Consider the following 20295-nt stretch of genomic DNA (forward strand, 5'->3'; position numbering starts at 1 on the left):
TAAATCGCTTTCAAAGATATAGAAAAGGTTGAAAAAATGAAACATTTAGAAATAGAATTGAAAACACTTCTGAAAAAAGAGGAATATGATCATCTAAAAAAACAGTTTTCCCATATCCAACCCGTCCTTCAGAAGAACTACTACATTGACACACCAGATTTCCAATTGCGTGAAAAGAAGGTTGCCATGCGCATTCGCATCTTTTCAGATTGGGCGGAATTGACCTTGAAAGTGCCTCAAACTGTAGGAAATATGGAATACAACCAGAAACTAACTCTTCCAGAAGCTGAATCATACCTAGAAAAACAAAAACTACCTCAAGGGCTCGTTCTAGAAAAGCTTGCTAAAATTGGTATTGAAAGTCATGACTGGCTTGTTTTAGGCTGCCTTTCAACCCTTCGTTATGAAATGAAAACTGATATTGGCTTAATGGCCTTAGATGAAAGTCACTACTTTGATCAGACGGACTATGAACTCGAGCTTGAAGTCACCGACCATGAAAAAGGGAAAGCTGATTTTAAGAGATTTTTAGATGAAAATCAGATTACTTATCAGAAAGCTCCATCAAAATTAATTCGTTTTATTAAAAGCATGAAAAAAAGCTGAAATAATCTCCTTTTTTTGGTAAAATAGAAAAGATAAAAATAAAAGAATCTGGCTTTGAAAAACAAAGGTTTCTCAAAGAAGATTCGCAAAGTTTACAGAGGACGGTCTATAATGTCAGATAGAAACAACATGAAACTTTTCACCCTAAACTCTAATCATGAAATCGCTCAAAAGATTGCGGATACAGTTGGTGTACCTCTCGGGAAATTATCCTCTCGACAATTTTCTGACGGCGAAATCCAGGTCAACATTGAAGAAAGTGTCCGTGGTTACGATGTCTACATCATCCAGTCAACCAGCTACCCTGTTAGCAACCACTTGATGGAGTTGTTGATCATGGTTGACGCTTGTGTACGCGCAAGTGCACATAGTATCAACGTTGTCCTTCCTTACTTTGGTTATGCGCGTCAGGATCGTATCGCTTCTTCTCGCGAACCCCTCACTGCGAAACTGGTTGCCAATATGCTTGTCAAAGCTGGTGTAAGCCGTGTTCTAACGCTGGACCTCCACGCTGTTCAGGTCCAAGGTTTCTTTGATATTCCTGTAGATAATCTTTATACTGTTCCTCTATTTGCTAAGCACTACTGTGATAAAGGGCTTCTTGGTTCTGATGTTGTTGTTGTCAGTCCAAAGAACTCTGGTGTTAAACGTGCACGTAGTTTGGCTGAATATCTTGATGCTCCTATCGCTATCATTGACTACGCCCAAGACGATTCTGATCGTAACGAAGGCTATATCATTGGGGATGTTGAAGGCAAAAAGGCTATCTTGATTGACGATATCCTAAATACTGGTCGTACTTTCTCTGAAGCAGCCAAAATCGTTGAACGTGAAGGCGCAACTGAGATTTATGCAGTATCTAGTCACGGTTTATTTGTTGAAGGGGCAGCAGATCTTCTTGATGCTACAAACATCAAGGAAATCCTTGTGACAGACTCAGTAGCAACTAAAGAAAGAACTCCAGAAAATGTATGTTACATTACTGCTAGCGAGTTAATCGGAGATGCTATCGTCCGCATCCATGAAAGAAAGCCCGTCAGCCCACTCTTTGCTTACAACAAAAAGAAATAAGGTGATTCTTTGATTTATTTGGACAATGCTGCTACTACTCCTATGTCAGCAGTTGCTATTTCAGAAATGACCAGGGTCATGCAAGAAACCCACGGTAATCCTTCTAGTATTCATAGTCATGGTCGACAGGCTGGCAAACTCTTGCGAGAAGCCCGTCAGGAACTAGCCCAGTTATTGGGGACAAAATCTCAACATATCTTTTTTACGTCTGGCGGTACAGAAAGCAACAATACAGCTATTATTGGCTATTGTCTCCGTCATCAAAATCGTGGAAAACATATCATCACGACAGCTATTGAACATCATTCTGTGCTTGAGACTATCGATTATCTGGTGCAACATTTTGGCTTTGAAGCGACCATCATCCAACCAGTAAATCAAGAAATTACTCCCCAGCAAATTCAAGAGGCATTACGTGACGATACCATTCTCGTTTCCACCATGTATGCTAATAATGAAACGGGCAGTCTCTTACCTATCGCTGAGATTGGACGTGTTTTAAAAGAGCATCCTGCGGCTTATCATGTAGATGCTGTTCAAGCTATCGGAAAAGTTCCTATCCATCCTGAGGAATTGGGAATTGATTTCCTCAGTGCTTCTGCCCACAAATTCCATGGACCAAAGGGAATCGGCTTTCTTTATGCTTCTTCCGCGGACTTTGATTCCTATCTTCACGGTGGAGACCAAGAACAAAAGAAACGGGCTGGAACAGAAAACCTCGCTGCCATTGTAGGCATGGTCGCTGCTCTCAAAGAGGACTTAGAGCAGCAAGCTGAACATTACCAAAAACTAGAGGGATTAAAATCTGCTTTTCTAAATGAGATTGCAGATCTAGAATACTATCTCAACGAAAGCCAACACCAGCTTCCTTATGTTATCAACATTGGCTTTCCTGTTCAAAAAAATGATTTGCTCTTGCTACGGTTAGACCTTGAAGGAATTTCAATTTCTACCGGTTCGGCTTGTACTGCTGGTATTGTGCAAACCAGTCATGTGCTTGAAGCATTTTATGGACCAGATTCGCATCGTTTATCAGAATCTGTCCGTATCAGTCTCTCTCCTCTTAATACCGAAGAAGAACTGAAACAACTCGCACAAACCTTAAAAAATATTATTGGAGATTAATCTAATGGCATTCGAAAAAACCATTAAACTACAAAACTGCCGCTACAACTACACACTTAGCCCAACTGTCAAAAAGTTCACACTGAAAGACAATACTTTCTTTGAAACAAAAGTTGGAAACTTCGAACTGACTCGTCTACTTGAAAAAGTACCTAACAGCGGTGAAGGATTCAAGCTAAAAATCATCATCAACAAAGACCTTACAGGTGCTAAACTCAACATCACTGACAAATCTGGTCTTCGTTTGGTGAATATCTTTAAATCAGAAGATCACCATATTCACCAAGAAAAATTCTACTTCCTCATGGACAGCCTTGTAGAACGCGGAATTTTCACAAAAGAAGAAAGATAATTGGCTATGTATCGACTTACTTATCAAGATAGTTATCAAGTAGAGCGTACCCTTGAATTTGAGAGTTACGAAGAGCTTATGTTATCTCTATCAGGTTGTGTAACTCTACCTGATACATTCCTAGTTACCTCATTAACCTTTGATGATAAAGTTATCTATCAAGGATTGGTCGGGGATCTCTACCGTTTTCTATCACAAGCTAATTTTTAAGACTAAAACTAAGATTTTCTTAGTTTTTTCTTATTTTTGTTGATTTTTTCACAATGTTTCTATAAAATAGAAGAATAGAAAGGTTGTGGTTTTGTGAAAGATAAACAGTCTGCTATTCCAAAAGCAACAGCAAAAAGACTCTCTCTCTACTATCGAATTTTCAAGAGATTTCATGCCGAGAAAATCGAACGTGCCAACTCCAAGCAAATTGCAGAGGCTATCGGTATCGATTCTGCGACTGTTCGTCGTGATTTTTCCTATTTTGGTGAGCTAGGTCGTCGTGGTTTTGGTTACGATGTCAAAAAATTGATGACTTTTTTTGCTGACCTCCTAAATGACAACTCCATTACCAATGTTATGTTGGTTGGGATTGGGAATATGGGGCATGCCCTTCTCCACTATCGCTTCCATGAGCGTAACAAGATGAAAATCATCATGGCATTTGACCTAGATGACCATCCAGAAGTCGGAACCCAGACACCTGATGGAATTCCAATCTATGGTATCTCACAGATTAAAGAAAAAATCAAAGAAGCAGATGTTAAAACTGCTATCCTAACTGTTCCAAGTGTTAAATCACAAGAAGTCGCCAATCTTTTGGTTGATGCAGGTATAAAAGGTATTCTCAGCTTTTCCCCTGTTCATCTCCACCTCCCAAAAGATGTGGTCGTTCAATATGTCGATTTGACAAGCGAACTCCAAACCCTCCTCTATTTTATGCGTAAAGAGGATTAGAAAGCGAAAGCATTTATGAAAAAACCAGTTATTGGGATTACAGGAAATGAAAAAGCTCATCCAGATGATGACATCATGATGAGCTATGCAGCAAAGGGCTTTGTTGAAGGAGTCAAGGACGCTGGCGGAATTCCAATCATCCTACCGATTGGTGATCAAGAAATGGCTACCCATTACATCAGTATCATTGATAAGCTTATCCTAACGGGTGGGCAAAATGTTGATCCAAAATTCTACGGTGAGCCTAAAACCATTGACAGTGATGACTACCATCTTCAAAGAGACCAGTTTGAATTAGCCCTTATCAGAGAAGCGATTAAACAGAAGAAACCAATTTTCTCTGTTTGCCGGGGTACTCAGCTTTTCAATGTCGCTATGGGAGGTACGCTTCACCAAGATATCGAGGATCATTGGCAGGACTGTTCAGCCGAATACACGACCCAACGCCTCGTAACGGAACCTGATACAATTCTCCGAGAGATCTATGGAGAAATATCTCATATCAACTCCTTCCACCACCAGAGTATTAAAGATTTAGCTCCTAATCTTAAGGTTGTAGCACATGATCCTAAAGATGGAATAATTGAAGCTGTGACAACTACGGATGGCTTTCCTTATCTTGGTGTTCAATGGCATCCTGAATTTCTCTTTGAAAATCGCCCCAAAGATAAAACATTGTTTGACTATGTTGTTAATGAACTCTAAATCAGATCCGTCTTTTCACGGTAACTAAAGTAATCCGAGTGCGAGACAATCAGATGGTCCAAGAAAACGATTCCCATCAGCTCGCAAGCTTCCTTGACTAACTTAGTGACATGGTCGTCATTTCGACTAGGAGATACGGCACCGGATGGATGATTGTGAACGAGAATCACAGAGGTAGCCATATGCTTGAGGGCATAGTGAAGGATTTCTCTCGGTTCAGCAATACTGCGTGTCGCAGATCCGATAAAAATAGTTTGCTGATGAATGATTTGATTTTGAGTATTGAGATAGAGCGCCACTAGGTGCTCTTGTTTTTTATCGCCGAGTTCCTGTTGCATTTTCTTAGCTAGCTTTTGACTGCTGAGAATACTTTCCATCTCAAGGGTTTCATGTTTGTGAATGCGATGCCCCAGTTCAATCACTGCTTGTAGTTCAATGGCTTTAATCCGTCCAATACCAGACAGACTCTGCAATTCCTGCAGGGTCATTTTTTTCAAATCAGTTAGACTGTTGAGACTATTCAAGACTTTTTGAGCAACTTCAAAAACGTTGGCATGACGTGTTCCAGTTCTGAGTAGTATAGCTAGCAATTCTTGATTGCTCAGTGCCTCTACTCCTTCTTTAACCAGTCTTTCTCTAGGCAAAAGTGAATCTTCTTGGAATGAAATACTGTACATAAAAATCCTCCTCACTTTATTATTCGTGAGAAGGATGGAAAATTAGATTTTTTTCTCAATTGGGGCAACACTAGCTAGGAGTTTTTTCAGACCCACTTCTGGGAAATTGATTTTCAATTCCTGAGTAGCGCCACTACCCGACACTTCAAGGACTGTTCCTTCACCCCACTTTTTGTGAAGGGCAATATCCCCAATAGACCAGTTGGTATCGCTCGTATCATTTTTATTTTCAGCTGCAAATTGTCCAAATGGGAGACCACTTGACTGGATAGAGCTTGATGCGGCATTGCGTTTCCGTTCTTGAAGGGCCTGAGCTAAGCTCATACCTTGACCGAAAGCAATCCCACCACTGCTATAAGAAGCCTTAAAACTAGTATTCGCTGGTCGAGCCAAGCCTTGATAGTCAAGCAAGTCCGAACTAATTTCATTGATAAAACGAGTCGGACGATTGTAGTTGGTACGACCGAAAAGCAAGCGTGAGTTGGCGTTGGTCAGATAGAGAATTTTTTCAGCGCGTGTGATACCGACATAGGCCAAACGGCGTTCTTCTTCCAGCTCATCAGGATCTTCAGCCGCACGGCTAAGCGGAAAGACATTCTCCTCCATCCCAATGATAAAGACAACCGGAAACTCGAGTCCCTTAGCAGCGTGCAAGGTCATCAAGGTCACTTCTGATGTCTCCTGACTGCCTGAATCTGTGTCTGCGATTAAAGCTAAGTCATTCAAGAAACGACTGAGTTTGTCCAAACCAGTTTCTTCTTCCTGGCTATCAGGATTGTCGTCAAAGTTTTTGGTAACAGAAAGAAATTCCTCGATATTTTCAACCCGAGCCTTGCTCTCTAAGGTTGCCTGAGCATTAAGATTATCGACATAACCTGTTTTTTCTAGAACAGCTTCCACTAACTCGGTGATAGTTAATTGATCCAGTTTTTCCCGCAAATCCAAAATCATATTGGCGAACTCCCAGATAGACTGAGCTGCCTTACCCTTGATACCAGATAACATGATATTGGCTGAAGCGTCTAGCATGGACATCTCTTGTAGGTTAGCGAAGTCGCGGATTTTCTCAACGGTTCCTGGGCCAATTCCGCGTTTAGGTTCGTTAATAATGCGCTCAAAACTGATATTATCACTCAAATTAGCAATAAGATTAAGGTAGGCAATAATATCGCGAATTTCCTTACGGCTGTAGAACTTGGTCCCTCCAACCATAGTATAAGGAATATTGGACTTTAGGAGGGCCTCCTCAATAGTACGAGATTGCGCATTGGTTCGATAAAGAACTGCAAAGTCTTTGTGAAGGAAGTTTTGACTACGACCAAGTTCGTCGATAGTTTTTGCTACAAAAACAGCCTCATCTTGTTCGTCATTTGCGCGATAATAAACGATTTTCTCTCCATCCGCATTCTGGGTCCAGAGATTCTTGGGACGGCGGTTTTTATTGTTTTTGATGACGTCGTTGGCCGCTTGGAGAATGGTTTTAGTTGAACGGTAATTTTCTTCCAACAAAACTACCTTGGCGTTAGGGTAATCTTTCTCAAAATCCAAGATATTCTGCATATCAGCCCCACGCCAACCATAGATAGACTGGTCCGCATCACCGACTACGCAGATGTTTTTAAAGCGTGAAGCTAAGAGTTTGACCAGTTGGTACTGGGCATGGTTGGTATCTTGGTATTCATCAACATGGATGTACTGGAACTTCTGCTGATAGTAAGTCAAGACGTCAGGATTTTGATCAAAGAGACGCAGGGTCAGCATAATCAAATCATCAAAGTCAACGGACTCAGACTGACGAAGCTCCTTTTGATAGGCCGTATAACACTGAGCAACGATTTGCGTATACATATCACCAGCTTGAGCAGCATAAGCCACATCATCAATCAAGTCATTCTTAGCATTGGAAATAGTCCCTAAAATGCTCCGTTCATTCCATTTTTTCGGATCTAAGTTTAATTGCTTGAGAATGCGCTTCATAAGAGTTCGTTGCTCTCCCGGATCTACAATGGTGAAGTTCCGATTGTAGCCAATATGATCCGCATCGCGACGTAGGATACGAACACACATAGAGTGGAAAGTCGCAATCAGACAGTCCTGGGTTGCTGGATTAAGGCTATAGGCACGCTCCTTCATCTCACGCGCAGCCTTATTGGTAAAGGTAATGGCCAAGATATTCCAAGGATTGACCATCTTTTCATCAATCAAGTAGGCGATTCTGTGAGTTAAAACACGAGTCTTTCCAGAACCAGCACCCGCCATGATTAACAAGGGCCCTTCTGTCGTTTGCACCGCCTCGGCTTGACGGTCATTCATTCCATTCAATAATGCGTTCATTTTCTCTTCCTTACTCTTGAAGTCAATGTTTCTATTATATCAGAAATTAGGGAAAATATCTTTACCTAGACTGGTTGCGTGTGGAATTCTACTCTTTCATATCATCAGGAGGAGTCAATGACTTTTGCATCCAAACTATATCATACCATTTTTCAAACTTATAGCCTATCTTAGGGAAATGAGCCACTTGTTCATAGCCCCTCTTTCGGTGAAGAGAAATGCTCCTATCATTTGGCAAAGCGATACAAGCTAAGAAGCGTAAGTAACCCCTAGACACTAGTTCTTCCTCCAGACAGTCGTAGAGTAGACTCCCTAACCCTCGACCTTTGGCTTCTTGATGCAAGTAAATTGACACTTCGACTGACCAATCATAGGCTCTCCTATCATAATAGGTGGAAGCATAGGCATATCCCAAAATTTTTCCTTCTTCCTCTAGCACTAGATAAGGATATTTAAGCAAGGTCTTTTGGATTCTTCTTTGAAATTCTTCAACACTTGGCACCTCATATTCAAATGTAATGGCTGTATTAAGGACATAAGGAGCATAAATAGCAAGCAGGTCTGGAATATCAGACTCCCTTACTGTTCGAATCTTTGGCATATATTCCTCTCTCTAAAATCGAAAATGAGCTCGGATAGCTTTTCCAAACTCATTTGAATTCAATTAAACTATTAGAACAATCCTAGAACGGTTCCGTCACTTTCAACATCCATATTGAGAGCGGCTGGACGTTTTGGAAGTCCTGGCATGGTCATGACATCACCAGTTAAGGCAACGATGAAGCCTGCACCTAATTTTGGTACCAATTCACGAATGGTAATTTCAAAGTTTTCTGGCGCTCCAAGTGCATTTGGATTGTCTGAGAAACTGTATTGAGTTTTCGCCATACAGATTGGCAATTTGTCCCAACCATTCTGAACGATTTGGGCAATTTGCGTTTGAGCTTTCTTCTCAAAGTTCACTTTGCTACCACGGTAGATTTCAGTAACAATCTTTTCAATCTTTTCTTGGACAGAAAGGTCGTTGTCATAAAGACGAGTATAGTTGGATGGATTTTCAGCAATAGTCTGAACAACTGTTTCGGCAAGCGCTACTCCACCTTCCGCACCATTGGCCCAAACACTTGCTAATTCAACTGGCACATCAATTGAGGCGCATAGTTCCTTCAAGGCTGAGATTTCAGCTTCTGTATCAGAAACAAATTCATTAATCGCGACGACTGCAGGCACTCCAAATTTACGGATGTTCTCAACGTGGCGTTTCAAGTTAGCAAAACCTGAACGAACTGCTTCTACATTTTCCTCTGTCAAAGCATCCTTAGCCACACCACCATTCATCTTAAGTGCACGAAGGGTTGCGACGATGACAACAGCATCTGGAGATGTTGGCAAGTTTGGTGTCTTGATATCAAGGAATTTCTCAGCACCAAGGTCTGCACCAAAACCAGCTTCAGTAACTGTGTAGTCCGCTAAGTGAAGAGCTGTGCTTGTTGCCAAGACAGAGTTACATCCATGAGCAATGTTGGCAAATGGACCACCATGTACAAAGGCTGGTGTACCATAAATTGTCTGAACGAGATTAGGTTTAATAGCATCCTTCAAGATTAGAGCCAAGGCACCTTCAACCTTCAAATCACCTACAGAAACAGGTGTACGGTCATAGCGATAACCGATAACGATATTAGCCAAACGGCGTTTCAAGTCCTCGATGTCCGTCGCCAAGCACAAAATCGCCATGATTTCAGAAGCAACTGTAATATCAAAACCATCCTCACGTGGAATACCATTTAGAGGACCACCAAGACCAACGGTCACATGGCGCAGAGCACGGTCGTTCAAGTCCACAACACGCTTCCAAATAATACGACGTTGGTCAATTCCAAGATCATTACCTTGGTGCAAGTGATTGTCAATTAAAGCAGAAAGAGCATTGTTGGCAGTTGTAATGGCATGCATGTCTCCAGTAAAGTGAAGGTTGATGTCCTCCATTGGCAACACTTGGGCATAACCACCACCAGCAGCACCACCCTTAATCCCCATTACTGGTCCAAGAGACGGTTCGCGAATGGCAATCATGGTTTTCTTACCAATCTTGTTCAAGGCATCTGCAAGACCAATGGTAATAGTTGATTTTCCCTCACCAGCAGGTGTTGGATTAATGGCAGTAACCAAGATCAATTTTCCAACTGGATTGCTCTCAACTGCACGAATTTTATCAAAGCTGAGTTTAGCCTTATACTTCCCGTACAATTCCAAATCGTCGTAAGAAATTCCAAGTTTCTCAACAACATCAACGATTGGTTTCAACTCAATACTCTGTGCGATTTCAATATCTGTTTTCATAGCAAACTCCTCTAACATCTAATATGATAACTCATTATAACACAAAAAAAGTTTTTTCACAGACAAAAAGCTTGCTAAAGTTTATAAACATCAAGTTTTAAGGCCGATTTTAGTCATCTTTTTTACTTTTTATAAGTTTTTATACCCAAAAACTATAATCTTGCTGGAAAATTAGATAAAATAACAAACGCTTTCTTTGACTTGCATTTCTTTTTTTTGTACAATAATCCTATGAAAATTTTAGTTACGTCAGGCGGTACAAGTGAAGCAATCGATAGCGTCCGCTCTATCACTAACCATTCAACGGGTCGCTTGGGGAAAATCATCACTGAAATCTTACTTGCTGCAGGGCACGAGGTTTGTTTGATAACGACAAAACGAGCTGTGAAACCAGAAACTCATCCCAACCTAAGCATTCGAGAAATTAAGAACAGCAATGATCTCCTTTTTGAGATGAAAGGGTGTGTTCAAGATTATCAGGTCTTGATTCATTCGATGGCAGTTTCTGACTACACTCCTGTTTATATGACGGGACTAGATGAAGTTAAGACGAGTTCTAATTTGGAAGAATTTTTAGACAAGCAAAACAGAGAAGCTAAGATTTCTTCAAATGATGAAGTGCAGATTTTATTTTTGAAAAAAACACCCAAGATTATCTCTCTAGTCAAAGAGTGGAATCCTTCTATTCATCTGATTGGTTTCAAACTGCTGGTTGATGTCTCTGAGGACTATCTCATAGAAATTGCTAAACAGAGTCTTATCAAAAATCAAGCAGACTTGATCATTGCTAATGACCTGACTCAAATCTCAACATATCAGCATCGGGCAATCTTTGTTGAGAAAGATCATCTTCAAACCGTTCAAACCAAAGAGGAAATTGCGAACCTCCTCCTTGAGAAAATTCATGCTTACGATTCATAGAAAGGAAAGCCATGGCAAACATTCTGATCGCAGTGACAGGTTCCATAGCCTCCTATAAAGCAGCTGATTTAGTCAGTTCTTTGAAAAAACAAGGCCATGATGTCACTGTCTTAATGACCGAGGCGGCGAGAGAGTTTATCCAACCTTTGACACTACAGGTACTCTCACAGAATCCAGTTCACCTTGATGTCATGCAGGAACCTTACCCTGATCAAGTCAATCATATCGAAAGAGGAAAAGAAACAGACCTTTTTATCGTTGTCCCTGCTACCGCTAATACCATTGCTAAACTTGCGCACGGTTTTGCGGATAACATGGTGACAAGCACAGCGCTTGCCCTACCAAGTCACATCCCTAAACTCTTAGCGCCAGCCATGAATACAAAAATGTATGACCATCCGGCAACCCAGGCTAATCTAAAAACATTAGAGACCTATGGTTATCAGATTATCTCTCCAAAGGAATCTCTACTAGCCTGTGGCGATCACGGCAAAGGCGCCCTAGCTGACCTGAATACTATTTTAGAAAGAATAAAGGAAACCCTCAATGAACAAACGCTCTAACATTGCTCCAATTGCTATCTTTTTTGCAGTTATGCTCGTTATCCACTTTTTAACTTCTCTCCTATTTAACCTTTTCCCATTTCCAATCAAACCAACTATCGTTCATATTCCAGTCATTATTGCTAGTATCATCTATGGTCCTCGGGTTGGGGTTACACTTGGTTTTCTTATGGGACTATTGAGCTTAACGGTAAACACAATTACCATCCTTCCAACTAGCTACCTCTTCTCACCATTCGTACCGAACGGAAACATTTATTCTGCGATTATCGCTATTGTCCCTCGCGTTTTGATCGGTCTGACACCTTACTTAGTTTATAAATTATTAAAAAACAGAACGGGTCTCATCTTTGCTGGTGCTCTCGGTTCCCTTACCAACACCGTCTTTGTCCTCGGGGGAATCTTCTTTCTTTTTGGAAATGTCTTCGACGGCAATATCCAAAAACTCCTAGCAACTGTCATCTCTACAAACTCAATCGCTGAATTGATTATCTCAGCTATTCTAACTGTAGCAATTGTCCCACGTCTCGAAACCTTGAAGAAATAAAAAAACAACTCCACTTTCGTCCTGAAGGTGGAGTTTAGCATTTAAAACATAAGAATTAAGTTCCTATTATTCTTTACCACATTTTAACCAAATTTTCCTGAAAAATCAATAATGCTTCTTGACTTGATTGGTGATTTATTGTACTATACTTGTGTATATACAGATAAATGGAGGTTCTTATGGATATACGGAAAAAAACGCAGTTTATGACTATGACTGCCCTACTCACTGCAATAGCGATTTTGATTCCAATCATTATGCCTTTTAAAATCGTCATCCCACCAGCTTCTTACACTTTAGGAAGCCATATCGCCATCTTTATCGCCATGTTCCTATCACCCTTGATGGCTGCTTTTGTGATTATTGCTTCTAGTCTTGGTTTCCTGATGGCAGGTTATCCGCCTGTTATTGTACTTCGTGCCTTCTCTCACATTGTTTTTGGTACTTTGGGGGCTTTGTACTTAAAAAAATTCCCTGAAACCTTGGATAAACCAAAGGCGTCTTGGATTTTTAACTTTGTTTTGGGTGTTGTTCATGCTATCGCTGAAGTAATAGCTTGTATCATCTTTTATGCTACTTCAGGGACAAATGTTGAAAATATGTTTTATGTTCTCTTTGTCCTAGTTGGTTTTGGCACAATCGTCCATAGTATGGTAGACTATACATTAGCACTAGCTGTCTATAAAGTACTTCGAAAACGTCGCTAAAAGGAAAAACTATGACAAAGGATCGCAAACAAGCTCTTCTCAAACTGTTAAAAGAGGCACCAAAAGCTCTCAATGGTCAAACCTTGGCTGAACACTTCCATGTTACGCGCCAGGTCATTGTACAGGACATCGCTATTCTCCGAGCAGATGGAGCTCCTATCCTATCCACCAATCGTGGCTATATCTACAAAGAAAATGATGCCAGCCCCTACGTGCACAAACTCTTTAAAGTGAAACATGAACTGGAAGAAATCGGTCAGGAACTACTAGCTATTGTAGATAATGGCGGACGCGTTCAAAATATCTTAATCGATCATCCCGTTTATGGCGAAATTGAAACCCTACTCAAACTCACCTGCCGCCGAGATGTTCAGCACTTTCTGGAACAAGTTGAGAATTCAGACTTTAGACCCCTTTCTGAATTGACAGACGGCATCCATTACCACCTTGTTGAAGCAGAAACACAACAAGACCTCCACTATATCGAGGAGGCCTTGGATCAGTTAGGTTATTTAGTAAAAGACTAGAAAATTTCTTTCTCCCAGCCGTCTTCTGTACGGTGGCGATAGAAGAACTCAGACTTGTCAGGTGCTTCCATCATTTCCATCAAAGGCAACATATCATAGGCCAGATCCAAATTTGGAATCTGGTCTTTTTGCACCCAAGATACTTCTCCTTCTTCTGAGGATTGGAGACTTCCAGTAAACTCTGTCGCCTTATAACAAACGACGATGTAGCGCTCACCTGTATCTAAGGGCCAATTTTTAATACCGACTAGTTGAGGATTCTGAATGGTTAGACCTGTTTCTTCATAAATCTCACGTATGACAGACTCTGCGAAAGACTCTCCATTTTCTACATGGCCTCCAGGAAAGGCATAACCAGACCAGCGATTCTCTTCAGGAGACCGATATTGCATGACTACTCGCTTATTTTCTAGATCTTCGATTAGACAGATATTGGTTAAAATAGTTGATTGGTAACGGGACATAAATTTACTCACTTTCTAATTTATTAAATTTTCAGACTTGGTACCAGAGCCATTAGCTTTTACTTTTTAAAATTATTTAGAATAGAATACCATCCGTTTTTCCTTTATAGGTTTTCCAAGGTCAAGCATCTTTTCTTGTCCATCAAAAGTAAAACCCATTTTTTGATAGAAAGCAATGGCACGCTTATTATCTTTCAATACCCATAAGAAAATTTCAGAAAAATGATCAAGAGCATTCAAAGCTGCTTTCACTAACTTTTGTGCGATACCTTTTCCATAATAGTCTTTTAAAATATATAAAGCCATAATTTCACCAGCTTGAATAGTCTCATCACGAAAGTTTCCATAACTGATAAAACCAACTACCTTCATGCCATCTATCGCAATCAATGTATTTTCTGGATACTTTTGACTAAAGAATCGACATCTTTCTAATGTTATTGTCTCCTGAAATTCTGCAGGCAAAAGGTCGTCATAAGCCTCTCTCCACGTTTGCCAGTGAACGAGAGATTTTCCTTCTATCTCTTCAGGAGTTTCCATCTGTTTGATAGCAATATCCATTTATTTTTCTCCTTCACTAGCCCAACTCCTTGACTTCCTCAGCTACTTTTTGTAGATACTTTTGTCTTGTAGAATTTGTATTCACCTCACGCCCTAACTCACCCAAAATTGAAACTTTCTTTGTTTTGATACCGCAATGATTCAGGACAGCATTCTTTAATACTGATATTCCATAACTGTCTGGGATATTGATAGGACCTGAGAATACTTTGTACCACCATGTTGGTGCCATGGATGTTGCGTAAATACTGGCTGATTTTCCTTTTAGTAACTTTTTAAACTGCTGACCTCTTAAGTAATTCCAAATAAAACTTCCTTGATTATTGGCAGAGTACGCAATTCCTGGCGTGAAAACACGATCAATCCAACCCTTCAATAAGCTAGGCATACTACTCCACCAAATTGGATAAACAAAAATGAAATGATCTGCCCACTGGATTAATTCCTGAGAGCGAAGTATGAAAGAGTCCTCTTCCATACGTTTTCGATAACCATAACGTAATACAGGATCAAAATCTATCTCATTTAGGTTAATAGATTCAAGCTCATGATGATTTGAGTCAATATTTTCTACAATCGTTCGAAAAATTTCTTGACAGAAACTTTCCTTGTCAGGATGTCCATTGATGACTAAAATTTTCATTCATTCTCTCCTATCTAATCCAACGCCTTGACTTCCAACATCATATCGCGTATCTGAGCAGCCAACTCGAAATCAAGCACTTCGACGGCTTCTTGTATTTGTTTTTCGAGTTTTTTGACGAGTTCTTTGCGTTCTTGTTTGTTGAGGCTATTGATATCGACTTCCTTGTCCTCTTCCTTAGCTACTGATTTAGTCACGGCAATTAAGTCACGGATTTCTTTCTTGATTGTCTGAGGGACGATACCATGCTCTTCATTATAAGCCATCTGGATTTTTCGACGACGAGCCGTTTCATCGATAGCACGTTGCATAGATTGAGTCATCGTGTCCGCATACATGATGACATGCCCTTCGCTATTACGGGCAGCACGTCCAATGGTCTGGATGAGACCGCGTTCGTTACGAAGGAAACCTTCCTTATCAGCATCTAGAATGGCAACCAAACTTACCTCAGGAACGTCAATCCCTTCGCGGAGCAGGTTAATTCCGACCAAGACATCAAAGACTCCTAAACGCAAGTCACGGATAATCTCAGTACGCTCCAAGGTCTTGATATCTGAGTGCATGTACTTGACCTTGATGCCCATTTCTTTGAAGTAGTTCGTCAAATCTTCGGCCATTTTCTTGGTCAAGGTGGTGATAAAGGTACGCTCATTCTTTTCAACACGGGCATTGATTTCACCTAAAAGGTCATCAATCTGTCCCATAGTCGGACGAACTTCCACCTCTGGATCTAGAAGACCAGTCGGACGGATGATTTGCTCGATCACTGTCTCGGTCTGTTCATTCTCATAGTCACCAGGTGTCGCTGAAACGTAAACAATCTGATGCACATGACTCTCAAACTCCTCCCGACGGAGAGGACGATTATCTAAGGCAGACGGCAAACGGAAACCATAATTGACCAACATTTCCTTACGCGAACGGTCTCCATTGTACATGCCCTTGATCTGCCCCATGGTCATGTGACTTTCATCAATCATGATCAAGAAATCATCTGGGAAGAAGTCGAGAAGCGTATAAGGAGGCTCTCCTTCACTACGACCATCCATGTGGCGTGAGTAGTTCTCAACCCCATTTGTATAACCCATCTCACGTAACATCTCAATATCATACTCTGTCCGCTGTTTCAAACGCTGGGCCTCAAGAAGTTTGCCTTCCTTCTCAAAGACAGCTAACTGCTCTTCTAATTCTGCTTGAATTTTCGCAATCGCAACTTCCATGTGGTCGTCATTGGTCACAAAGTGAGTGGCAGGGAAAATCGCCACATGATCCACTTCTCCCAATACCTGACCTGTCAAGGCCTCAACTTCACGGATACGGTCGATTTCGTCTCCGAAAAATTCTACTCGAAAAGCGTGTTCATCTCGGGAAGCTGGGAAAATCTCCACCACATCCCCACGAACGCGAAATCTTCCCCGTTGGAAATCAATATCATTACGTTCAAACTGTATATCTACCAAGTCATTCAAGAGTTTGTCACGAGAAATCTCAAGACCTGGACGAAGACTAACAACACTATCAGAATATTCCTTGGGCGAACCCAGACCATAGATACAAGAGACAGAAGCCACGACGATGACATCGTTACGCTCCAGAAGTGCTGATGTCGCAGAGTGTCGAAGCTTGTCAATCTCATCATTTACCGAGCTATCCTTTTCAATATAAGTATCACTCGAAGGGACATATGCCTCAGGTTGGTAATAATCATAGTACGATACGAAGTACTCAACAGCATTTTCAGGGAAAAATTCCTTGAACTCCCCATAGAGCTGACCAGCTAGGGTTTTATTGTGAGCAATGACCAAAGTTGGTTTATTGACTTTGGAAATGACCTGACTCATGGTATAGGTCTTCCCTGTACCCGTCGCACCCATCAGAATTTGAGCCTTCTCTCCACCCTCGATATTATCGACCAACTGCTCAATCGCTTGTGGTTGATCTCCTGAAGGTTGGTATTTTGATACTAGTTTAAATTTATTATCTGTAATTCGATTTATCATGATTGCCTCATCTGCTTTTTTCTATCCTTCTATTTTACCATAAATTTACTTTTCAGACTCCTCTCTAAGTTGATAAGAGTGAGTATTTCATGTTACATTTCCTTACATAAAATCCATAAAATTTGCCTTTTCATTCATTTTCTGATATAATGGGAAAATATTCGGAAAAGGAGACTAAAAATGAAGAAAAAAATACTAGCATGTTTGCTCATTTTATTTCCCATTTTCTCACTAGGTATGGCAAAAGCTGATACTGTTAAGATTGTGTCTGATACAGCTTACGCACCTTTTGAGTTTAAAGATTCAGATCAAACCTATAAAGGGATTGATGTTGATATTATCAATAAAGTCGCAGAAATCAAAGGATGGAACATCCAAATGTCTTATCCTGGCTTTGATGCAGCTGTAAATGCAGTGCAATCAGGTCAAGCAGATGCCATTATGGCAGGTATGACAAAAACAAAAGAACGTGAAAATGTCTTTACCATGTCTGATACTTATTATGATACAAAAGTTGTCATTGCTACGACAAAGGCAAATAAAATCACCAAATATGAGGAACTTAGTGGGAAAACAGTTGGAGTTAAGAACGGAACTGCCGCTCAACGTTTCCTCGAAAGTATCAAAGATAAATACGGTTTCTCTATTAAAACCTTTGATACAGGTGATTTGATGAATAACAGTCTAAGTGCTGGTGCTGTGAACGCCATCATGGATGATAAACCTGTTATTGAGTATGCGATTAACCAAGGACAAGATCTCAGCATCAATATGGATGGTGAGGCTGTTGGAAGCTTTGCTTTTGGCGTCAAGAAGGGGAGCAAGTATGAACACTTGGTTACCGAGTTTAACGAAGCCCTAGCACAAATGAAGAAGGATGGTAGCTTAGAGCAAATCATCCAAAAATGGACTGCTTCTACAACTACGGCAAGCCCAACGACAACTACTGCTGCTGGACAAAAAGCTACTCCAGTGAAAAGCAAGTACATTATTGCCAGCGATTCATCTTTTGCCCCATTCGTCTTTCAAAATTCAAGCAATCAATACACCGGTATTGATATGGACCTTATCAAGGCCATTGCCAAAGATCAAGGTTTTGAAATTGAAATTACCAACCCAGGATTTGACGCAGCTATCAGTGCTGTTCAAGCAGGACAAGCAGATGGTATCATTGCTGGTATGTCTGTAACAGATGCTCGTAAGGAAACCTTTGACTTCTCAGAATCATACTACACAGCAAATACGATTCTCGGTGTGAAAGAATCAAGCACAATTGCTTCTTATGAAGACCTCAAGGATAAAACTGTCGGTGTTAAAAACGGGACTGCTTCTCAAACGTTCCTTACTGAAAATCAAAGCAAATACGGCTATAAGATTAAAACCTTTGCAGATGGCGCTTCTATGTATGACAGTCTGAATACTGGCTCTATCGATGCCGTGATGGATGATGAGCCAGTTCTCAAATATTCTATCAGCCAAGGTCAAAAATTGAAAACTCCAATCGCTGGAACTCCAATCGGAGAAACAGCCTTTGCTGTTAAAAAAGGCACAAATCCTGAATTAATCCAGATGTTCAATAACGGACTTGCTAACCTCAAAGCTAACGGAGAATTCCAAAAAATTCTTGACAAGTATCTAGCTAGCGAAACTTCAACTGACTCTACAAGTATGGTTGACGAAACAACTATCTGGGGCTTGCTTCAAAACAACTACAAACAACTTCTTAGTGGACTTGGAATCACTCTTGCTCTAGCTCTTATCTCATTTGCAATTGCCATTGTCATCGGGATTATCTTCGGTATGTTTAGCGTTAGCCCATACAAATCTCTTCGTCTGATCTCTGAGATTTTTGTTGATGTGATTCGTGGTATTCCTTTGATGATTCTTGCAGCCTTCATCTTCTGGGGTATTCCAAACTTCATCGAGTCGATTACAGGCCAACAAAGTCCAATCAATGACTTTGTAGCTGGTACTATTGCCCTCTCACTTAATGCGGCAGCTTATATCGCTGAAATCGTTCGTGGTGGGATTCAAGCTGTTCCAGTTGGGCAAATGGAAGCCAGCCGCAGTCTTGGTATCTCTTATGGAAAAACCATGCGAAAGATTATCTTGCCACAAGCGACTAAATTGATGTTGCCAAACTTCGTAAACCAATTCGTTATCGCTCTTAAAGATACAACCATCGTGTCTGCTATCGGTCTGGTTGAACTTTTCCAAACTGGTAAGATTATCATCGCCCGTAACTACCAAAGTTTCAAGATGTATGCAATCCTTGCTATCTTCTATCTTGTAATTATCACGCTTTTGACTAGACTAGCGAAACGCTTAGAAAAGAGGATTCGTTAATGGCAAAACTAAAAATTGATGTAAATGATTTGCATAAGTATTATGGAAAAAACGAAGTTTTAAAAGGCATTACTACTAAATTCTATGAAGGAGATGTTGTTTGTATCATCGGTCCTTCTGGTTCTGGTAAATCCACTTTCCTCCGTAGCCTTAACCTTCTCGAGGAGGTAACGAGTGGTCACATTACTGTGAATGGTTATGATTTGACTGACAAATCAACCAATGTCGACCATGTTCGCGAAAACGTTGGAATGGTCTTCCAACATTTCAATCTCTTCCCTCACATGTCCGTTCTAGAGAATATCACTTTTGCTCCTATTGAACACAAACGGATGACCAAAGAAGAAGCTGAGAAATTGGGGATGGAGTTGCTTGAAAAGGTTGGACTAGCAGATAAAGCTAATGCCAATCCAGATAGCCTTTCAGGTGGTCAGAAACAGCGTGTAGCCATCGCTCGTGGACTTGCCATGAATCCTGATATTATGCTCTTTGATGAACCAACTTCCGCTCTTGACCCTGAAATGGTTGGAGATGTACTAAACGTTATGAAGGAATTAGCAGAGCAAGGCATGACCATGATCATCGTAACCCACGAGATGGGATTTGCTCGTCAGGTGGCCAATCGTGTTATCTTTACGGCTGATGGTGAGTTCCTGGAAGATGGAACTCCAGATCAAATCTTCGACAACCCGCAACACCCTCGTCTAAAAGAGTTCTTGGACAAGGTCTTAAATGTATAAAACAAAAGTGTAAGGTTCTCCTTACACTTTTTTAATTGCGTATTGGATTTTTGATTTTTTTGAAAATTATGATAAAATAAAATCTATGACAATGAGAAAATCTCATCCCTAGTCC

The 20295-nt window shown here is 40.7% G+C and carries 22 protein-coding genes; 14 read left to right on the top strand and 8 right to left on the bottom strand.

Features of this window, described 5'->3' with window-relative positions; all coding sequences use genetic code 11:
- Nucleotides 1–36: 36 nt before the first annotated feature.
- The 7 genes from KIH88_RS04955 (at nt 37) to KIH88_RS04985 (ending at nt 4804) form a co-directional block, all read left to right on the top strand.
- Nucleotides 37–606: a CYTH domain-containing protein gene (locus KIH88_RS04955; protein ID WP_213987967.1), complete on the top strand. Its 570-nt coding sequence runs from the start codon at nt 37–39 to the stop codon at nt 604–606.
- Nucleotides 607–717: 111 nt separating this feature from the next.
- Nucleotides 718–1677, top strand: a complete 960-nt coding sequence (locus KIH88_RS04960; RefSeq protein ID WP_001283843.1) for a ribose-phosphate diphosphokinase — start codon at nt 718–720, stop codon at nt 1675–1677.
- 9 nt (nt 1678–1686) lie between these two features.
- A complete protein-coding gene (locus KIH88_RS04965; RefSeq protein ID WP_213987968.1) occupies nt 1687–2802 on the top strand; it encodes a cysteine desulfurase family protein in 1116 nt (371 codons plus the stop codon).
- A 4-nt stretch (nt 2803–2806) separates the two neighbouring features.
- Nucleotides 2807–3154 carry a DUF1831 domain-containing protein gene (locus KIH88_RS04970; protein ID WP_213987969.1) on the top strand — a complete coding sequence of 116 codons (348 nt, stop codon included), beginning with the start codon at nt 2807–2809 and terminating at the stop codon, nt 3152–3154.
- A 6-nt stretch (nt 3155–3160) separates the two neighbouring features.
- Nucleotides 3161–3364, top strand: coding sequence for a DUF4649 family protein (locus tag KIH88_RS04975; protein ID WP_000286096.1), 204 nt, complete (start codon nt 3161–3163; stop codon nt 3362–3364).
- Nucleotides 3365–3457: 93 nt separating this feature from the next.
- On the top strand, nt 3458–4099 hold the full coding sequence (locus tag KIH88_RS04980; protein ID WP_000653419.1) for a redox-sensing transcriptional repressor Rex: 642 nt from the start codon (nt 3458–3460) through the stop codon (nt 4097–4099).
- Between the two features lie 15 nt (nt 4100–4114).
- Nucleotides 4115–4804: a gamma-glutamyl-gamma-aminobutyrate hydrolase family protein gene (locus KIH88_RS04985; RefSeq protein ID WP_033606400.1), complete on the top strand. Its 690-nt coding sequence runs from the start codon at nt 4115–4117 to the stop codon at nt 4802–4804.
- Here the strand turns inward: KIH88_RS04985 and radC are convergent.
- The 4 genes from radC to KIH88_RS05005 all read right to left on the bottom strand — a co-directional run bounded on the left by radC (nt 4801) and on the right by KIH88_RS05005 (nt 10158).
- Nucleotides 4801–5481 carry a RadC family protein gene (gene radC, locus KIH88_RS04990; protein ID WP_033606399.1) on the bottom strand — a complete coding sequence of 227 codons (681 nt, stop codon included), beginning with the start codon at nt 5479–5481 and terminating at the stop codon, nt 4801–4803. The two genes, KIH88_RS04985 and radC, sit on opposite strands and share 4 nt — an antisense overlap.
- A gap of 42 nt (nt 5482–5523) precedes the next feature.
- Entirely contained in the window at nt 5524–7815 is a 2292-nt protein-coding gene (gene pcrA, locus KIH88_RS04995) for a DNA helicase PcrA (RefSeq protein WP_213987970.1), read from the bottom strand.
- A gap of 88 nt (nt 7816–7903) precedes the next feature.
- Complete coding sequence (locus KIH88_RS05000) at nt 7904–8416, bottom strand: GNAT family N-acetyltransferase (RefSeq protein ID WP_213987971.1); 513 nt, start codon at nt 8414–8416, stop codon at nt 7904–7906.
- A gap of 71 nt (nt 8417–8487) precedes the next feature.
- Nucleotides 8488–10158, bottom strand: coding sequence for a formate--tetrahydrofolate ligase (locus KIH88_RS05005; protein ID WP_213987972.1), 1671 nt, complete (start codon nt 10156–10158; stop codon nt 8488–8490).
- Between the two features lie 231 nt (nt 10159–10389).
- On the opposite strand from KIH88_RS05005, the gene coaB reads away from it, so the two are divergent.
- The 5 genes from coaB (at nt 10390) to KIH88_RS05030 (ending at nt 13423) form a co-directional block, all read left to right on the top strand.
- Nucleotides 10390–11079 (top strand): phosphopantothenate--cysteine ligase, encoded by a 690-nt coding sequence (coaB, locus tag KIH88_RS05010; protein WP_213987973.1) that lies wholly within the window; start codon nt 10390–10392, stop codon nt 11077–11079.
- Nucleotides 11080–11090: 11 nt separating this feature from the next.
- Nucleotides 11091–11642 carry a phosphopantothenoylcysteine decarboxylase gene (coaC, locus tag KIH88_RS05015; protein WP_213987974.1) on the top strand — a complete coding sequence of 184 codons (552 nt, stop codon included), beginning with the start codon at nt 11091–11093 and terminating at the stop codon, nt 11640–11642.
- Nucleotides 11626–12189, top strand: coding sequence for an ECF transporter S component (locus KIH88_RS05020; RefSeq protein WP_001042726.1), 564 nt, complete (start codon nt 11626–11628; stop codon nt 12187–12189). The genes coaC and KIH88_RS05020 overlap by 17 nt, the downstream gene beginning before the upstream one ends.
- A 179-nt stretch (nt 12190–12368) precedes the next feature.
- Nucleotides 12369–12896, top strand: coding sequence for an ECF transporter S component (locus KIH88_RS05025; RefSeq protein ID WP_213987975.1), 528 nt, complete (start codon nt 12369–12371; stop codon nt 12894–12896).
- 11 nt (nt 12897–12907) lie between these two features.
- The gene (locus KIH88_RS05030) at nt 12908–13423 is read left to right on the top strand and encodes a transcription repressor NadR (RefSeq protein WP_000159158.1); all 516 of its coding nucleotides are present in this window, start codon (nt 12908–12910) and stop codon (nt 13421–13423) included.
- Here the strand turns inward: KIH88_RS05030 and KIH88_RS05035 are convergent.
- From KIH88_RS05035 to uvrB, 4 genes are all read right to left on the bottom strand, one after another.
- Nucleotides 13420–13887: an 8-oxo-dGTP diphosphatase gene (locus tag KIH88_RS05035; RefSeq protein WP_213987976.1), complete on the bottom strand. Its 468-nt coding sequence runs from the start codon at nt 13885–13887 to the stop codon at nt 13420–13422. The two genes, KIH88_RS05030 and KIH88_RS05035, sit on opposite strands and share 4 nt — an antisense overlap.
- Nucleotides 13888–13959: 72 nt before the next feature.
- On the bottom strand, nt 13960–14448 hold the full coding sequence (locus tag KIH88_RS05040) for a GNAT family N-acetyltransferase (RefSeq protein WP_213987977.1): 489 nt from the start codon (nt 14446–14448) through the stop codon (nt 13960–13962).
- Nucleotides 14449–14464: 16 nt separating this feature from the next.
- The gene (locus tag KIH88_RS05045) at nt 14465–15091 is read right to left on the bottom strand and encodes an NAD(P)H-dependent oxidoreductase (RefSeq protein WP_213987978.1); all 627 of its coding nucleotides are present in this window, start codon (nt 15089–15091) and stop codon (nt 14465–14467) included.
- Nucleotides 15092–15105: 14 nt separating this feature from the next.
- Nucleotides 15106–17094, bottom strand: a complete 1989-nt coding sequence (gene uvrB, locus KIH88_RS05050) for an excinuclease ABC subunit UvrB (protein ID WP_213987979.1) — start codon at nt 17092–17094, stop codon at nt 15106–15108.
- 180 nt (nt 17095–17274) lie between these two features.
- On the opposite strand from uvrB, the gene KIH88_RS05055 reads away from it, so the two are divergent.
- A complete protein-coding gene (locus KIH88_RS05055; RefSeq protein ID WP_213987980.1) occupies nt 17275–19440 on the top strand; it encodes an ABC transporter substrate-binding protein/permease in 2166 nt (721 codons plus the stop codon).
- Nucleotides 19440–20180, top strand: a complete 741-nt coding sequence (locus KIH88_RS05060; RefSeq protein WP_007516801.1) for an amino acid ABC transporter ATP-binding protein — start codon at nt 19440–19442, stop codon at nt 20178–20180. Before KIH88_RS05055 ends, KIH88_RS05060 begins: the two co-directional genes overlap by 1 nt.
- The last annotated feature ends 115 nt before the right edge of the window (nt 20181–20295 follow it).

Origin of the sequence: Streptococcus oralis (assembly GCF_018448765.2) — a bacterium.
GTDB lineage: Bacteria > Bacillota > Bacilli > Lactobacillales > Streptococcaceae > Streptococcus > Streptococcus oralis_BM.

What these genes read in the sequence shown, in the direction of transcription:
- KIH88_RS04970 (WP_213987969.1), top strand. Translation starts at nt 2,807, where the DNA reads ATGGCATTCGAAAAAACCATTAAACTACAAAACTGCCGCTACAACTAC.
- radC (WP_033606399.1), bottom strand. Translation starts at nt 5,481, where the DNA reads ATGTACAGTATTTCATTCCAAGAAGATTCACTTTTGCCTAGAGAAAGA.
- KIH88_RS05055 (WP_213987980.1), top strand. Translation starts at nt 17,275, where the DNA reads ATGAAGAAAAAAATACTAGCATGTTTGCTCATTTTATTTCCCATTTTC.
- pcrA (WP_213987970.1), bottom strand. Translation starts at nt 7,815, where the DNA reads ATGAACGCATTATTGAATGGAATGAATGACCGTCAAGCCGAGGCGGTG.
- KIH88_RS05005 (WP_213987972.1), bottom strand. Translation starts at nt 10,158, where the DNA reads ATGAAAACAGATATTGAAATCGCACAGAGTATTGAGTTGAAACCAATC.
- KIH88_RS05060 (WP_007516801.1), top strand. Translation starts at nt 19,440, where the DNA reads ATGGCAAAACTAAAAATTGATGTAAATGATTTGCATAAGTATTATGGA.
- KIH88_RS05040 (WP_213987977.1), bottom strand. Translation starts at nt 14,448, where the DNA reads ATGGATATTGCTATCAAACAGATGGAAACTCCTGAAGAGATAGAAGGA.
- KIH88_RS05025 (WP_213987975.1), top strand. Translation starts at nt 12,369, where the DNA reads ATGGATATACGGAAAAAAACGCAGTTTATGACTATGACTGCCCTACTC.
- KIH88_RS05045 (WP_213987978.1), bottom strand. Translation starts at nt 15,091, where the DNA reads ATGAAAATTTTAGTCATCAATGGACATCCTGACAAGGAAAGTTTCTGT.
- KIH88_RS05020 (WP_001042726.1), top strand. Translation starts at nt 11,626, where the DNA reads ATGAACAAACGCTCTAACATTGCTCCAATTGCTATCTTTTTTGCAGTT.
- KIH88_RS04975 (WP_000286096.1), top strand. Translation starts at nt 3,161, where the DNA reads ATGTATCGACTTACTTATCAAGATAGTTATCAAGTAGAGCGTACCCTT.
- KIH88_RS05000 (WP_213987971.1), bottom strand. Translation starts at nt 8,416, where the DNA reads ATGCCAAAGATTCGAACAGTAAGGGAGTCTGATATTCCAGACCTGCTT.
- KIH88_RS05035 (WP_213987976.1), bottom strand. Translation starts at nt 13,887, where the DNA reads ATGTCCCGTTACCAATCAACTATTTTAACCAATATCTGTCTAATCGAA.
- coaC (WP_213987974.1), top strand. Translation starts at nt 11,091, where the DNA reads ATGGCAAACATTCTGATCGCAGTGACAGGTTCCATAGCCTCCTATAAA.
- uvrB (WP_213987979.1), bottom strand. Translation starts at nt 17,094, where the DNA reads ATGATAAATCGAATTACAGATAATAAATTTAAACTAGTATCAAAATAC.
- coaB (WP_213987973.1), top strand. Translation starts at nt 10,390, where the DNA reads ATGAAAATTTTAGTTACGTCAGGCGGTACAAGTGAAGCAATCGATAGC.
- KIH88_RS04985 (WP_033606400.1), top strand. Translation starts at nt 4,115, where the DNA reads ATGAAAAAACCAGTTATTGGGATTACAGGAAATGAAAAAGCTCATCCA.
- KIH88_RS04960 (WP_001283843.1), top strand. Translation starts at nt 718, where the DNA reads ATGTCAGATAGAAACAACATGAAACTTTTCACCCTAAACTCTAATCAT.
- KIH88_RS04955 (WP_213987967.1), top strand. Translation starts at nt 37, where the DNA reads ATGAAACATTTAGAAATAGAATTGAAAACACTTCTGAAAAAAGAGGAA.
- KIH88_RS05030 (WP_000159158.1), top strand. Translation starts at nt 12,908, where the DNA reads ATGACAAAGGATCGCAAACAAGCTCTTCTCAAACTGTTAAAAGAGGCA.